This window comes from Streptomyces sp. BK239 (assembly GCF_004217285.1).
Lineage (GTDB): Bacteria > Actinomycetota > Actinomycetes > Streptomycetales > Streptomycetaceae > Streptomyces.
The window spans coordinates 479,514-492,974 of the sequence record NZ_SHKS01000002.1 but is presented as its reverse complement, the minus strand read 5'-3'; the positions used below and the strand labels follow the sequence as shown (position 1 = coordinate 492,974).

The window sequence follows — 13,461 nt, the reverse complement described above, 5'->3', positions numbered from 1 at the left end:
GCGCCGCGCCAGGCTATGACGCGGCACGAGGTTCTACAAGGGGTTAGGAAAGGGGGTGTACAAAGTCGTGGGGCGGGTGTGGCGGCGTCAGCCGGAAAGGACGTCCCGGACGAACGCGTTCGTGAACTTCCCGGCCGGGTCCGTCTCCCGCACCAGCTTCGCGAAGTCGCCCAGCCGCGGGAAACGGCCGCGCACCTCGGCGGCCGGCATCGCGAAGACCTTCCCCCAGTGCGGCCGCGGTGAGAACGGCGTCAGCGCCGCCTCCACCGCGCGGACCGCGGGCAGCACCGTCTCGGCGTCGGCGACCCAGGTGAAGTGGACGGCGACGGAATCACGGCCGTACGCGGGGCTCAGCCACTGCTCGTCGGCGGCGACGGTGCGCACCTCGCAGACCTGGAGCACGGGGGCGACCTGCTCCCGGACGCCGTCGAGCGCGCGCAGCGCGCCCAGCGCGTCCGCACGCGGCAACAGGTACTCGCTCTGCAGTTCGTCGCCGCTGCTCGGGGTGAACTCCGCCCGGAAGTGCGGCAGCCGCTCGTGCCAGGGCCCGGCCACCCCGAACTGCTCGGTGCAGTTGACCGCCGGCATCCCCGGCACCGGGTGCAGCGCCCGCGTCGCCGGCGCAGCCCACGGGAACACCGCCGCCTGCTGGTCCGTACGCCGCTTCAGCCACACCTGCCTGAAGCCCGGCTCCCGCCAGTCGGTGAACAGGCTCACGCTGTAGGCGGCCCCCGCCACCGCCTCGAAGTCCAGCCCCTCCAGGGGCAAGTCGGTGTACACGTGCTGCTCGACCTCGAAGGCCGGCTCCAGGTCGAGGGTGAGCGCGGTGACGGCCCCGAGCGCGCCCAGCGAGGTGACGGCCCCGCCGAACCGCTCGTCCCCGCGCCCGACGGTGAGGACCGAGCCGTCCCCGGTGACGATCTCCACCTCCCGCACGGCGGCGGCGAGCGAGCCGTTGCGCACGCCCGAGCCGTGCGTCCCGGTCGCCACCGAACCGGCCACGGAGATGTGCGGCAGCGAGGCCATGTTGGGCAGCGCGAGCCCTCGCGCGTGCACCCGGCGCGCCAGCTCCGCGTACCGCACGCCGCCGCCCACCCGCACCGTGCGGGCGGCCGTGTCCACGTCGGTCTCGGCGGGCAGCGCGTCCAGCGACAGCAGCATCCCGTCCGCACCCGGGTCGGCGATCCGGTTGAAGGAGTGCCCGCTGCCCAGCACCCGCACCCGGGCGGCGGACGCGACGAGCGAGCGCAGCGCGTCGAGGGTGCGCGGACGGTGCGTGCCGCTCGCCGCGAAGGTGACGTTGCCCGCCCAGTTCCTCACGCTCTCCGTCATGCGGTCGCCCCTCCCGAGCCGGTGGGAACCCCGAGTTCCCAGGTGAAACCTACCTCGCCGGCGACACCGGGCCCCCCGCCCCCACCCTCGTCCGCGCCGGGGCATACCGTGAGGAGTCGTACGCCTGAGCCGGGAGGAGAGTCGGATGGGCAGCCGTACCGCGCTGGTCGAGGATCTGATGGAGCGGTTTCCGCATGTTCCGCGGGAGGCCGTCTTCAAGGAGGACCTGCTGCGCGGGGGAGTGGCCTTCGACCCCTCCGCCCTCAGCGACAACGAGTCGGGCGAGGTGAAGCCGAAGTCGTACTTCATCTTCTCCTTCGACCACGGCACCCTGCCCGAGCTGGGCGAGGCGGCGCTCAGGCGCCCGCCGGAGGAGATCATCCTCACCGGCGGCCCCTACGACCTGCGGCGCACCGTCGTCTCCGTGCGGGTCAACCCGTCCTCGCCCTACCGTGTGGCCGCCGACCAGGACGGCATGCTCGGGCTGTACCTCGACGGGAAGCGGATCTCCGACGTCGGTGTGCCGCCCATGCCGGAGTACTACCGGCACACCCTCTCCAACGGGAAGTCCGTCATGGAGGTCGCCCCCACCATCCAGTGGGGCTATCTGATCTACCTGACCGTCTTCCGGGTCTGCCAGTACTTCGGCGCCAAGGAGGAGTGCCAGTACTGCGACATCAACCACAACTGGCGCCAGCACAAGGCGGCCGGCCGGCCGTACACCGGCGTCAAGGACGTGGAGGAGGTCCTGGAAGCGCTGGAGATCATCGACCGCTACGACACCGCCAAGGCCTCCACCGCCTACACCCTCACCGGCGGCGCCATCACCAAGACGGTCTCGGGCCGCGACGAGGCCGACTTCTACGGCCACTACGCCAAGGCCATCGAGGAGCGCTTCCCCGGCCGCTGGATCGGCAAGGTCGTCGCCCAGGCGCTGCCCCGCGACGACGTGCAGCGCTTCAAGGACTACGGCGTGCAGATCTACCACCCCAACTACGAGGTGTGGGACGAGTACCTGTTCAAGATGTACTGCCCGGGCAAGGAGCGGTACGTCGGCCGCGACGAGTGGCACAAGCGGATCCTCGACTCGGCCGAGGTCTTCGGGGCGCGCAACGTCATCCCCAACTTCGTGGCGGGCGTGGAGATGGCCGAGCCGTTCGGCTTCACCACCGTCGACGAGGCGATCGCCTCGACCACCGAGGGCCTGCGCTTCTTCATGTCGCACGGGATCACGCCCCGGTTCACCACCTGGTGCCCGGAGCCGACGACCCCGCTCGGCAAGGCCAACCCGCAGGGCGCGCCGCTGGAGTACCACATCCGGCTGCTGGAGGCCTACCGGGCCACCATGGACGAGTTCGGGCTCTCCTCGCCCCCCGGTTACGGCCCGCCCGGCCCCGGCCGCGCGGTGTTCTCCGTCAGCTCCTTCATGGACAGCCTGCCGGAGCGGGGCGCCCCGGTCGCCGAGGAGCCCGGACACGTCGGCGGATGAAGTCGCCGCGACGTTGAACACAGGGCGGCCGCCGTCCGTAAGAAGCGGTACGGGAGACCGGAACCGCGGCGAGGCCGCCCTGTGCTGACATCTGAACAGGGCGCTTGTCATTTGTGCAGGCGGCGTGAAAAACTTCGCCCCTGCCGCGAGGTTCCCCCCAACTCCATTGCCGTCATGCTGAGTTGACCTCGCTTTTCAATGCAGGAGACTCATGCCCGACCTGCCGACCCCGAAGGACGCCGCCGAGGCCGCGCTCTTCTCGGAGTGCTGGGACGCCGTCCTGTCCTACGCCGACCTGTGCACGTCAGGATCGGCCGCGGCCAACCAACTGGCCCGCGAGGCGTTCGCGCTCGGCATCCGCGAGGCACGCGCCGCCGACGACGACCCCCGGCACTCCGCCGGCCGGCGCTCCTCCCGGCTGCCCCGGATCCCGCTGCTGCTGACCGCCGTACGCACCACGGCGGCCGCCTGGGAGTTCGAGGGGCAGGGCCACAAGCTCGACCCGGACCTGCGGCTGTGGCTGAACTCGGAGAAGGCCGCTCGCTACACCGGGCCGCCCCTGCAGCGCCCCCTCGCCCTGCGCGGTCTGCGCGACATGCAGGAGGCGGACGCGGCCCTGCTGTGGCTGGCGGAGGTCGAGGCGCTGCCGCTGCACGCGGTGGCCCGCCGTCAGGGCCTTGACCCGATGGCCGCCATGGAGGAACTCAACCAGGTCCGCGGCCTGTTCCGGGACCGCTGCCACCGCAACCACCTCGACACGCCGATCAACTCGGACTGCCGCGGCTACGTCCGCCTCCTGGACGCCGTCACCCGCTCGCCCGTCGCCGACACGCCCGACGACCTCTCCCGGCACCTCGCCACCTGCGTGGAGTGCGCGGAGGCCGCGGCCTGCCTGCGCCTGCACGGCGGCGGACTGCCCGCCGCCCTCGCCGGCGGGGTCATCGGCTGGGGCGGACTCGCCTACCTGGAGCGCCGCCGCCGCGCCGCCGAGGTGCGGATGGGCGCCGGCCGCCCCACCGCGCCCGGCGCCGACGGCGTGCCCGTCGACGCCGCGGCGCGCAGGGCACGCACGGTGCGCAACAGCCTCCTCGTGGCCGCCGTCCTCGTCTCCGGGCTGGCCCTCGCGGCATCGCTGACGCCGTTCGGCGGCAAGGCCGACGACAGCGCGCTCAGCGGCTCGCCGGCCGACAGCACCCCGGTGGCCGGCCCCGGCGTCCCCGCCCTGCCCTCCACGCTGCCCACCACCTCGGCCACCTCCCGGGGGCCCGCCCCCGCCTCCGCGTCCGGCTCCGGCTCGGCGAAGCCCTCCGGCGGCGCGACGCCCACGGCGAAGGAGAAGCCCGACCCCGAACCCCAGGGCACCTCCTCCGCCACCACGGGCCCCGGCGCCGACGAGAGCCCTGACGCGTCGGCGTGCGAGGTCCGCTACGAACTCGTCAACCAGTGGCCCGCCGGCTTCCAGGCCACCGTCACCGTGACCAGCACCGCCCCTGTCGACTCCTGGAGCGTCGCCTGGGCCTTCCGCAACGGGCAGCGGGTCGACCAGATGTGGGACGCGGGCTTCTCTCAGGACGGCTCGCGCGTCATCGCCACGTCCGCCGACTACAACAAGAAGGTCCCGGCCGGCGGCAGCCTCTCCTTCGGCTTCCTCGCCTCCTGGCAGGGCGGGAACTCGGCCCCGTACGACTTCACCCTCAACGGCGCGCCCTGCACCGGGGCGTGACGCCCGGCGCAGCACGCTCTCGCGGGGCTCGCGCCCGTCACACGGGCACGAGCCCCGGATTGCCCGCCTCGGTCACGAACGACGCCGCCGTGGAGAGCGGCGCGCCGGGCGTGGTGACCGCCGAGACGGTCCTGAAGTCGGCGCGCGCCGCCTCCCGGTCCAGCCCCACCCGCACATAGCCGCGCCGACCGTCGTAGAGCCTCATGTGCGGGTTGGCCGTGAGATAGGTCTGCCAGGTGGAAGGGCGCTCGGCGCCGTTCCGGCCGCTCGCGATGGACGTGACGACGAACTCGGCGCCCAGGTTCCGCGACCCCGGATCGTCGAAGTCGTCCTTGATGTCGAAGGCGTGGCCGACGTGGACGTCACCCGTCAGGACGACGAGATTGTCCACACCGGCGGCCTTGGCCCCGTCCAGCACGCGCCGCCGGGAGGCGCGGTAGCCGTCCCAGGCGTCCATCGACATCAGCGCCCGCTCGTTCAGGTCCAGCTTGCGCTGGGAGAAGCACACCTGCTGAGGCATCACGTTCCACAGCGCCCGCGAGGCCTGCCAGCCGTCCAGCAGCCACCGCTCCTGGGCCGCGCCGGTCATGGTGCGCGACGGATCGTCCGACTCGGGTCCCGGCACCTGCCTGCCGTCGCCGTGGGCCTGGTCGGAGCGGTACTGCCGGGTGTCGAGCACGTCGAACTGGGCGAGGTCGCCCCAGTGCAGCCGCCGGTACATCCGCATGTCCGGCCCGGCGGGCAACTGGGCCGCGCGCAGCGGCTGGTGCTCCCAGTACGCGCGATAGGCGGCGGCGCGGCGCAGCAGGAACTCCTCCGGCGGGCCGCCGTTCTCGTCGATCCCGCCGGCGTAGTCGTTCTCGGTCTCGTGGTCGTCCCACGCGACCACGAAGGGGTGCGCGGCGTGGGCGGCCCTGAGGTCGGGGTCGCTCTTGTAGAGGGCGTACCGCAGCCGGTACTCCTCCAGCGTGACGGTCTCCCGGTTGAACGCCTCGGGCAGCACCCGGTCGGTGTACTTGCGGGCCCCGCCGGCCGCGTCCACCGCGTACTCGTACAGGTAGTCGCCGAGGTGGAAGACGACGTCGACGTCCTCCCCGGCGAGATGGCGGTACGCCGTGTAGTACCCGTCGTGGTACGCCTGGCAGGACACCGCGGCCAGGGACAGGCCGGTGACGGCGGCGCCGGGGGCGGGCGCGGTCCTGGTCCGGCCCGTCTCGCTGATCCAGGGGCCCGCCTTGAACCGGTAGTAGTACACCCGGCCCGGCTGGAGGCCGTCGACGTCGAGGTGCAGGGTGTGGTTGTACTCGGGCACCGCCGTCGCGGTACCGCGACGCACCACCGCGGCGAACCGCTCGTCCCGGGCCACCTCCCAGCCGACGGTCACGGACTGCCCGGCCAGCCCCCCGCCGGGCTCGTACGGGTCGGGGGCCAGGCGCGTCCACAGGACGACGGAGCCGGGGAGCGGGTCCCCGGAGGCGACGCCGAGGGTGAAGGGGTTCTCGGTGATCCGCGCCGCGTCGAGCGCCCGTGCCGTGGCCGCGCCCGCGGCGGGCGCGGGGACGGCGAACGCCAGCGCCGCAGCGGCGGCGCCGAGGGTGAGGAAGCGACGACGCCCGGCGAAGTGCCGTGCGGCCGAGCGGAGTACTGGATCGTGGTCGGGGAAGCGGCGCTCGGGCAGGGGTCGGTGACGGCCTGTCGGACGCATGGGGGCTCGGCTCCCGGTGTGTTCAGGGACGTCTGCGGCCACCGCGGGCCGGAGCCTGCGGGACGGCAGGCACGACGATGCTAAGCACACGAAGCGCGTATACCGGGCAGGTGTGACTGACCGTCAGTTGCGCGCCACGCCAGGCCGCTTACGCCACACGCCGCGCACGGCGCACGGGAGGGCGCACTGGCGGGGACGCGCCGTTACGGCGCTGAGGGCGGCGGCATGCCGCGGGGGACGCGCAGCGCGTCCTTGCGGCCGGGGATGTTCGCTTGCGGCCGCCACCGGGGGTGGGCTGCGTGGGTTGCGGCTGCCGCCGGGGGCGCTGCTTGGGGTGCGCACATCGCGGGTTCGCGCGCCTAAGGCCGGTAGCGGCGGGGGCTCTCGGCCGGGGGCGTGCCACCGGCGGGGCGCAGCCGCTTCCTTGCTGCCCGGGACGTGAGGCTGCGGCCGCCGCCGGCGGCGTGCTGCTTCGGGTGGGCTCACCGCGGGTTCGCGCGCCGGAGGCCGGCAGCGGCGGGGGGCTCTCGGCCGGGGCGCGCCGATGGGGACGCCCGGCCGCGGGTTCGGCGCGACTGTCGCGCAGCCGGGGAGGCACCGCCCCGGTCTCGGGGCCGTGCCGCCCCCCTCGCGGTCACGTCCTCGCCGCCCCGGGCCGGCGTCCGGACCCGCCGCCGGGGCGCGCGGCTCGTCGTCTCACATGCCGAGGTAGAAGCGGATCGTCATGCCCTCGTCGGAGGTGTGCACGCGGACCAGATCCGCGACGTAGTGCACCAGCATCAGGCCCCGGCCGCCGATCTGCCCACGCTCCGGGGGCCTGCGACCAGCCAGCGGGTCGATCAGCCGGCCCCCGTCGCGGACCTCGCACACGACCTGTCCCGCCTCGGCCCAGATCCGCAGCGTCCCCGCTCCGCCGCCGTGGACGACGCTGTTGGTGGTCAGCTCCGCGACCGCCAGCTCCGCGTCCTGCAGCCGTTGCCCGGCGAGACCCAGCCGCGCCGCCTCGCCGGCCGCGAAGTGGCGCACGTCCGGCAGCTCCTGAGCGCCGTAGGCGAAGGCGGCGGCGTCCGGCGCCGGGACCAGCGCCTCGTTGTAGCGTTCGACGACGGACCGCCAGTCGTAGGACTCGCTGACGTCCTCACTGCCCCCGGCGATGACCGTCGGGTGGGTGACACGCGCGTCGGCCAGCACGTCGGCGTCCAGCCCGGCCTCGTCGTACGGGCAGAGGATCGTCACCGCGCGCCCCGTGAAGGCCGCGTTGATCAACGCCTCGTGCTGCGCGCACGCCGGGTACTCCACCGCGCTGCGCCCGGCCCAGATGGGCTCCCCGATGATGCGTACCCGCCGCTCGGGGTGGGCGTCGGCGAAGCCCCTGAGGACGCGCGGGATGATCCGTCCGGGATTGCGGCCGGCCTCCGTCATGTCCAGGAGCCGCACGTCCCCGGCGTCCGTGCCCAGTCCGGCCCGGATCAGCTCCAGGTTGGGTCCGGGCACCGCCACGGCGACCGGCTCGCCGGCGGCCAGGCCCTCCCGTACGAAGGACACCGTCTCCCGCACGTACTCGTGCTCGCTGCTGTAGAACAGCGCGGGGTGCGCGAACACCTCCTCCACGGCCACAGAGCTCATCGCGGCGTCACCTCGATCCCGCCGAGACTCGGCCAGAACAGGTTCAGCACCCGCGGCACCTGCGGCGGCGGGCTCTCGACCACGACCCGGCCGGCAGGCAGGTTCATGGCCGTGCGGGCGAGCGCGGAGACCCCGGCGACGTCGACGAAACCCACACCCGACAGCTCCACGTAGGACACGTCAGTGTGGCGCCGGGCCAACTCGGCCAGGGCGCCTTCCCAGGAGGGACGGGTCGCGACACTGATCTCGCCACTGACACATATCCCGGGACGACCGGACAACGGACTCACCTCCAGCACGGTCCCGCTTTGCACCAGTGCGGGTTCCCCCATCTCGTGTGCCGCATCCACACTCGTTCCTCTCAGGCTCCCTCGGCGTCTCGCCGCGACCGCCCGGCCCGGTCGAACGCGGCACGGACGAGTGATGGCCTTTCCGGCCAGGCAGCCTACCGCGCCCGGCCGCCCGTTCGAGAGCTTCCCCCGCCGGGAACCGCCCCCGGTCCGCACCCGCCCGCCGTCCGCTCCGGCTCAGTCGGCCAGCGCCTCTTCGACCGTCGGGCAGATGGCGATGACGCCGTCCAGGCCGACGAGCTCCAGCACCCGCAGCACCGGCCCCCGGGGCACGGCGAGCCGCAGCCGCCCGCCGCCCGCCAGGGCCGCGTGATGGGCGGTGACCAGGACGTTCACCCCGGTGGAGTCCATGAAGGTCACCTCGCTCAGATCGACGACCATCCGGCCGCCGCCCCAGCCGTCGGTGGCCTCCAGGGCCGCGCGGAAAAGACGGCCGGTGTCATGGTCGATCTCACCGCGCGGGCTGACGACGTCGACGCCGTCCACGGTGCTGCGGGACACGGACAGCCTCTGCGGAACGTCCGCTCCATGGGCGTCTGCCACGCGTACCCCCAAGGCCTCTCGATCGGGCCGCCCACGGCCCACGGGTGTGCTGCCGAGAGATCTTACGGCGGGATCGGCGCCGTGGAGCAGTCGATCACGTCCTCACGCCTGGTAACCGTAGCGCTGCGGCCGTATAACAGGTTGACCAGCACACGCCAAGAACTCTGGATTCCGGCCAACTGGCCTGATCTGCTGGAGATCACACAGAGGACTTCTCCTGGGGGGACGAGCAATGCACTGGTACGTGGACGTACTGAAGAAGTACGCGGTGTTCGGCGGACGTGCGCGTCGGCAGGAATACTGGATGTTCACCCTGTTCAGCGTGATCGTCAGCATCGTGCTGGCGATCATCGACGCGGTGATCGGGTCGAGCATCCTCGGCATCATCTACTCCCTCGCCGTCCTGCTGCCCTCCCTGGGCGTCGCGATCCGCCGGCTGCACGACACCGACAGGTCCGGCTGGTGGCTGTTCATCGCCCTCGTCCCGCTGATCGGCGCGATCGTCCTGATCGTGTTCCTCGCCAGCGAGGGCAAGCGCGGCCCCAACGAGTACGGCCCCGACCCGAAGACGGCCGACGCCTTCTGACCCGTCGCAGCCGACGCACACGCACGACAGCAGGGCCCCTCGCCACCCCGGACGACCAAACCGTCCGCCCGCCGAGGGGCCCTGCCCCCGTTGGTCCGGCCCAGTACGGCAGCACGCCCGAACGCCGGGTCGGATCGTCACAGGCGAGGCTCTCGCCGGGGCACGCACGGGCCTTCTTCAGGTATGCGGCCGGCGGGAGAAAACCGGTGGTGCCGGAATGCGGCCGTGTCTAGGCTGAGTTCCGCTTCAGGCGGTGGCCGGCGGCCGCCGTCGTTCGGCAGGTGAGAAACGGGAGGTGTTGACCGATGACTGTCTTCACGACGGGCGTTGCCCGCGATCAGAAGTCCGTTCACTCCACCTCCGTGGCCTCCGGCTGACCTTTCTCACGGCGCACGCGTGCGCAGTGCCGGGGCCGCCCTGTGAAGGGTTCCCCTTGAGTTCCTCTTCTTCTTCGGCTTCTTCCGCTTCGTCGCACCCTCTCCTTCCGTACGGCTGGGACGAGGACTGGCAGGCGCAGTTCGTCCCGTACGCCGAGCAGGGCCTCGTGCCCGGCCGGGTCGTACGGGTCGACCGCGGGCAGTGCGACGTCGTCACCGGCGCCGGCGTCCTCCGAGCGGACACCGCCTTCGTCACCCCGCACGACCCCCTGCGGGTGGTCTGCACCGGCGACTGGGTCGCCGTCGATCCCGGCGGAAACCCCCGCTACGCGCGCGCGTACCTGCCGCGCCGCACCGCCTTCGTGCGGTCCACCTCCTCCAAGCGGTCCGAGGGGCAGATCCTCGCCGCCAACGTCGACCACGCCGTCGTCGCCCTGTCACTGGCGGTCGAACTGGACCTCGGCCGGGTCGAACGGTTCCTGGCGCTGGCCTGGGAGTCCGGCGCACAGCCCGTCGTCGTGCTCACCAAGGCCGACCTCGTGCCGGACGCGGACGTCCTCGCGCACCTCGTCGAGGACGTCGTCCGCAGCGCCCCCGGGGTGCCCGTGCTCACCGTCAGCGCGCGTGAGGGGGAGGGCGTCGACGCGCTGGCCGCTCTCCTCGGCCGGGGCACCTCCGTGCTGCTCGGCGCCTCCGGCGCGGGCAAGTCGACGCTCGCCAACGCGCTCACCGGCGAGGACGTCATGGACGTGCAGGCCACGCGCGATATGGACGGCAAGGGCCGGCACACCACCACGACCCGCAACCTGCTGCCCCTGCCCGGCGGCGGGGTCCTGATCGACACGCCGGGACTGCGCGGCGTCGGGCTGTGGGACGCCGGGCACGGGGTGGGGCAGGTCTTCTCCGAGATCGAGGAGCTCGCCCCGCGCTGCCGGTTCCAGGACTGCGCGCACCAGGCCGAGCCCGGGTGCGCGGTGCTCGCCGCCGTCGACAGCGGCGAACTGTCCGTCCGACGGCTGGACAGCTACCGCAAGCTGGTCCGGGAGAACCAGTGGATCGTCGCCAAGTCCGACGCCCGCTCCCGGGCCGGCCAGCGCAAGGAGTGGAAGCGCAGGCAGGCGACGGGGCGCGCGGCCGCGCGCGCCAAGCGCGGGGAGTGGTGAGTCACGGGGATCACTGAACGCCATGTCCGATTCCCGCTGGCGGGCACGTGCGTCACGGGCCAAGACTGGGACCCGTGACGCATGAGGACACCCCCGACCAGGACACCCGGTACGAGGCCGTCCGCAGCCGGGACGCCCGTTTCGACGGCGCCTTCTTCTTCGCCGTCGCGACGACCGGGGTCTACTGCCGGCCCAGCTGCCCCGCCGTGACGCCGAAGCGGCGCAACGTGCGCTTCTTCGCGACGGCCGCCGCCGCGCAGGGCTCGGGCTTCCGGGCCTGCCGGCGGTGCCGGCCCGACGCCGGCCCCGGCTCGCCCGACTGGAACGTGCGCGCCGACGTCGTGGGCCGCGCCATGCGGCTGATCGGCGACGGGGTCGTCGACCGGGAGGGCGTCGCCGGGCTCGCCGCCCGCCTCGGCTACAGCGCCCGGCAGGTGCAGCGGCAGCTCACCGCCGAACTCGGCGCCGGTCCCGTCGCGCTCGCCCGGGCGCAGCGCGCGCACACCGCGCGCGTGCTGCTCCAGACGACCGCGATGCCGGTCACCGAGATCGCCTTCGCGTCCGGCTTCGCGAGCGTGCGCCAGTTCAACGACACCGTCCGCGCCGTGTACGCGGCGAACCCCACCGAGCTGCGGGCCGCCGCGCCCCGCACGGGCCGTACGGCCGCCCCGGGCGCCGGGATCGAGCTGCGGCTCGCCCACCGGGGCCCCTATCACGCGCGTGCCGTGTTCGACCTGCTGGCCCGGGAGGCCGTCGCCGGCGTCGAGGAGGTGAGCGGCCCGGCGGGCGGGCGCACGTACCGCCGGACGCTGCGCCTGCCGTACGGCACCGGGATCGCCGCCGTCGAGGAGCGCACCGGCTCCGCGCCCGGCGGTGCCGTCCGCCCCGGCGGCTGGCTCGACGCGCGGCTGCGGCTGACCGACCCACGCGACCTGACCACCGCCGTGCAGCGGCTGCGCCGGCTGTTCGACCTCGACGCCGACCCGTACGCCGTCGACGGGCGGCTCGGCGCGGACCCCCGGCTCGCCCCGCTCGTCGCCGCCCGCCCCGGGCTACGCGCGCCGGGCGCGGCCGACCCGGAGGAGTACGCGCTGCGGGCGCTGACGGGCCGCGCGGAGGCGGAACGCCTGGTCCGCGCGCACGGCAAGACCCTGGACGCGCCCAGCGGCGCCCTCACCCACCTCTTCCCCGAACCGGCGGCACTGGCGGGGCGCCCCGGCCCGCTCGGAGCCCTCGCCACCGCGCTCGCCGACGGCGCCGTACGCCTGGACGCGGGCGCCGACCGCGACGACGCGCAGGCGGCGCTGCTCGCCCTGCCCGGCCTGGACGCCGCTGTCGTGGCGCGGATCCGGGCTCGCGCCCTTGGCGACCCCGACGTCGCGCCGCCCGGCGCCGGCGTCCCCGACAGCTGGCGTCCCTGGCGGACGTACGCCCTGCACCACCTGCGTATCGCGGGGGAAACGGAGACACACCGTGTTCTGGACTGACGTCGACAGCCCGCTCGGGCCGCTGCTGCTCACCGCCGATCCCGACGGCGTGCTGACGTCGGTGTCCGTGCCCGGCCAGAAGGGCGGGCGGAGCGTCCAGGAGGGGTGGCGGCGCGATCGGGGACCGTTCCGTGCGGCCGTGGAGCAGCTGGACGCCTACTTCGCGGCCGACCTGAAGGAGTTCCGGCTGACGGTCCGGGCCGAGGGCACCGCGTTCCGGACGCGGGTGTGGGCCGCGCTCGACTCCGTGCCCTACGGCTCCACGACGACGTACGGCGAGATCGCGGCCCGCGTCGGAGCGCCCCGGGCCGCCGTCCGCGCCGTCGGCGGGGCCATCGGGGCCAACCCCCTGCTCATCGTCCGCCCCTGCCACCGCGTCATCGGCGCGAACGGCGCGCTGACCGGCTACGCGGGCGGCCTGGACCGCAAGGTGCGGCTGCTGACGCTGGAGGGGGCGCTGCCGGTTGCGCAGGGGGCGCCGGAGGCCCCCGAGCGGGCGCTTCCCGTCCCCGAGCGGGCGCTTCCCGCGCCCGGTGTCATCCCCACACCACCGCGCCCATCCACGCACCCATGATCAGCAGGCAGGTGAACAGCTCGGTGAGGACGCTGGTGCCGCCCGCGCGCATCACCGTCCGCAGCGACGCCCGGGCGGCGTCGGGGCTGCCGAGGCGCAGGCGTTCGGCGAGGTAGACGCCGCCGACGAAGCCCCCGATCGCGCCGACCACGGGGACGAGGAAGAAGCCGAGGAAAGCGCCCGTGCCCGCGTACAGCGCCATGTGACGGGTGGCCTCGCTGACCCGCAGCCGGCGGGGCGGCAGCGCCCAGCGCACCACCTGCGACAGGAAGAGCACGGCGGTCGAACCCACCAGCACCGCCCAGGCGACCGGCTCGGGGTCCTTCAGCGCCCACCACAGGACCCCGGCCCACACCAGCCACGAGCCCGGCACGCCCGGCAGCAGCACCCCGCACAGGCCGAACAGGATGACCAGCCCGACCAGCAGGAGTTCCCACGCCTCCATCTGGCCAGATTGCCGGACGCCCACCGGACGCGCAGGCCGGCGCGGCCGGGGGCGAGCCCCG

At 73.8% G+C, this 13,461-nt stretch carries 12 protein-coding genes; 6 read left to right on the top strand and 6 right to left on the bottom strand.

All coding sequences use genetic code 11. The features are described from left to right. Window positions 1-87: 87 nt before the first annotated feature. On the bottom strand, window positions 88-1,332 hold the full coding sequence (locus tag EV567_RS08070) for an FAD-binding protein (protein WP_130437957.1): 1,245 nt from the start codon (window positions 1,330-1,332) through the stop codon (window positions 88-90). A 145-nt stretch (window positions 1,333-1,477) separates the two neighbouring features. On the opposite strand from EV567_RS08070, the gene EV567_RS08065 reads away from it, so the two are divergent. Together EV567_RS08065 and EV567_RS08060 are read left to right on the top strand one after the other, a co-directional pair. Next, on the top strand, window positions 1,478-2,821 hold the full coding sequence (locus tag EV567_RS08065; protein WP_130437956.1) for a radical SAM protein: 1,344 nt from the start codon (window positions 1,478-1,480) through the stop codon (window positions 2,819-2,821). Window positions 2,822-3,032: 211 nt separating this feature from the next. Further along, complete coding sequence (locus EV567_RS08060) at window positions 3,033-4,544, top strand: cellulose-binding domain-containing protein (protein ID WP_130437955.1); 1,512 nt, start codon at window positions 3,033-3,035, stop codon at window positions 4,542-4,544. Window positions 4,545-4,581: 37 nt separating this feature from the next. Here the strand turns inward: EV567_RS08060 and EV567_RS08055 are convergent, their stop codons facing one another. The 4 genes from EV567_RS08055 to EV567_RS08040 all read right to left on the bottom strand — a co-directional run bounded on the left by EV567_RS08055 (window position 4,582) and on the right by EV567_RS08040 (window position 8,726). Beyond that, window positions 4,582-6,249: an alkaline phosphatase gene (locus tag EV567_RS08055; RefSeq protein WP_130437954.1), complete on the bottom strand. Its 1,668-nt coding sequence runs from the start codon at window positions 6,247-6,249 to the stop codon at window positions 4,582-4,584. Between the two features lie 696 nt (window positions 6,250-6,945). After that, window positions 6,946-7,875 (bottom strand): anti-sigma factor RsbA family regulatory protein, encoded by a 930-nt coding sequence (locus EV567_RS08050; RefSeq protein ID WP_130437953.1) that lies wholly within the window; start codon window positions 7,873-7,875, stop codon window positions 6,946-6,948. Then, window positions 7,872-8,207, bottom strand: coding sequence for an STAS domain-containing protein (locus EV567_RS08045; protein WP_130438319.1), 336 nt, complete (start codon window positions 8,205-8,207; stop codon window positions 7,872-7,874). Before EV567_RS08045 ends, EV567_RS08050 begins: the two co-directional genes overlap by 4 nt. Window positions 8,208-8,402: 195 nt before the next feature. Continuing rightward, window positions 8,403-8,726 (bottom strand): STAS domain-containing protein, encoded by a 324-nt coding sequence (locus tag EV567_RS08040; protein ID WP_242620717.1) that lies wholly within the window; start codon window positions 8,724-8,726, stop codon window positions 8,403-8,405. 274 nt (window positions 8,727-9,000) lie between these two features. Here EV567_RS08040 and EV567_RS08035 point away from each other — a divergent pair, with 274 nt between their 5' ends. The 4 genes from EV567_RS08035 (at window position 9,001) to EV567_RS08020 (ending at window position 12,955) form a co-directional block, all read left to right on the top strand. Beyond that, window positions 9,001-9,354: a DUF805 domain-containing protein gene (locus EV567_RS08035; RefSeq protein WP_130437951.1), complete on the top strand. Its 354-nt coding sequence runs from the start codon at window positions 9,001-9,003 to the stop codon at window positions 9,352-9,354. Between the two features lie 433 nt (window positions 9,355-9,787). Then, window positions 9,788-10,894, top strand: coding sequence for a ribosome small subunit-dependent GTPase A (gene rsgA, locus EV567_RS08030; RefSeq protein ID WP_130437950.1), 1,107 nt, complete (start codon window positions 9,788-9,790; stop codon window positions 10,892-10,894). Between the two features lie 74 nt (window positions 10,895-10,968). Continuing rightward, window positions 10,969-12,381: a bifunctional transcriptional activator/DNA repair enzyme AdaA gene (locus EV567_RS08025; RefSeq protein ID WP_165430329.1), complete on the top strand. Its 1,413-nt coding sequence runs from the start codon at window positions 10,969-10,971 to the stop codon at window positions 12,379-12,381. Further along, window positions 12,368-12,955, top strand: a complete 588-nt coding sequence (locus tag EV567_RS08020) for a methylated-DNA--[protein]-cysteine S-methyltransferase (protein ID WP_130437949.1) — start codon at window positions 12,368-12,370, stop codon at window positions 12,953-12,955. Before EV567_RS08025 ends, EV567_RS08020 begins: the two co-directional genes overlap by 14 nt. Here EV567_RS08020 and EV567_RS08015 read toward each other — a convergent pair. Beyond that, window positions 12,918-13,400: a DUF456 domain-containing protein gene (locus tag EV567_RS08015; protein ID WP_130437948.1), complete on the bottom strand. Its 483-nt coding sequence runs from the start codon at window positions 13,398-13,400 to the stop codon at window positions 12,918-12,920. The two genes, EV567_RS08020 and EV567_RS08015, sit on opposite strands and share 38 nt — an antisense overlap. Window positions 13,401-13,461 lie beyond the last annotated feature (61 nt).

What these genes read in the sequence shown, in the direction of transcription:
- EV567_RS08015 (WP_130437948.1), bottom strand. Translation starts at nt 13,400, where the DNA reads ATGGAGGCGTGGGAACTCCTGCTGGTCGGGCTGGTCATCCTGTTCGGC.
- EV567_RS08070 (WP_130437957.1), bottom strand. Translation starts at nt 1,332, where the DNA reads ATGACGGAGAGCGTGAGGAACTGGGCGGGCAACGTCACCTTCGCGGCG.
- EV567_RS08065 (WP_130437956.1), top strand. Translation starts at nt 1,478, where the DNA reads ATGGGCAGCCGTACCGCGCTGGTCGAGGATCTGATGGAGCGGTTTCCG.
- EV567_RS08060 (WP_130437955.1), top strand. Translation starts at nt 3,033, where the DNA reads ATGCCCGACCTGCCGACCCCGAAGGACGCCGCCGAGGCCGCGCTCTTC.
- EV567_RS08055 (WP_130437954.1), bottom strand. Translation starts at nt 6,249, where the DNA reads ATGCGTCCGACAGGCCGTCACCGACCCCTGCCCGAGCGCCGCTTCCCC.
- EV567_RS08050 (WP_130437953.1), bottom strand. Translation starts at nt 7,875, where the DNA reads ATGAGCTCTGTGGCCGTGGAGGAGGTGTTCGCGCACCCCGCGCTGTTC.
- EV567_RS08035 (WP_130437951.1), top strand. Translation starts at nt 9,001, where the DNA reads ATGCACTGGTACGTGGACGTACTGAAGAAGTACGCGGTGTTCGGCGGA.
- EV567_RS08045 (WP_130438319.1), bottom strand. Translation starts at nt 8,207, where the DNA reads ATGGGGGAACCCGCACTGGTGCAAAGCGGGACCGTGCTGGAGGTGAGT.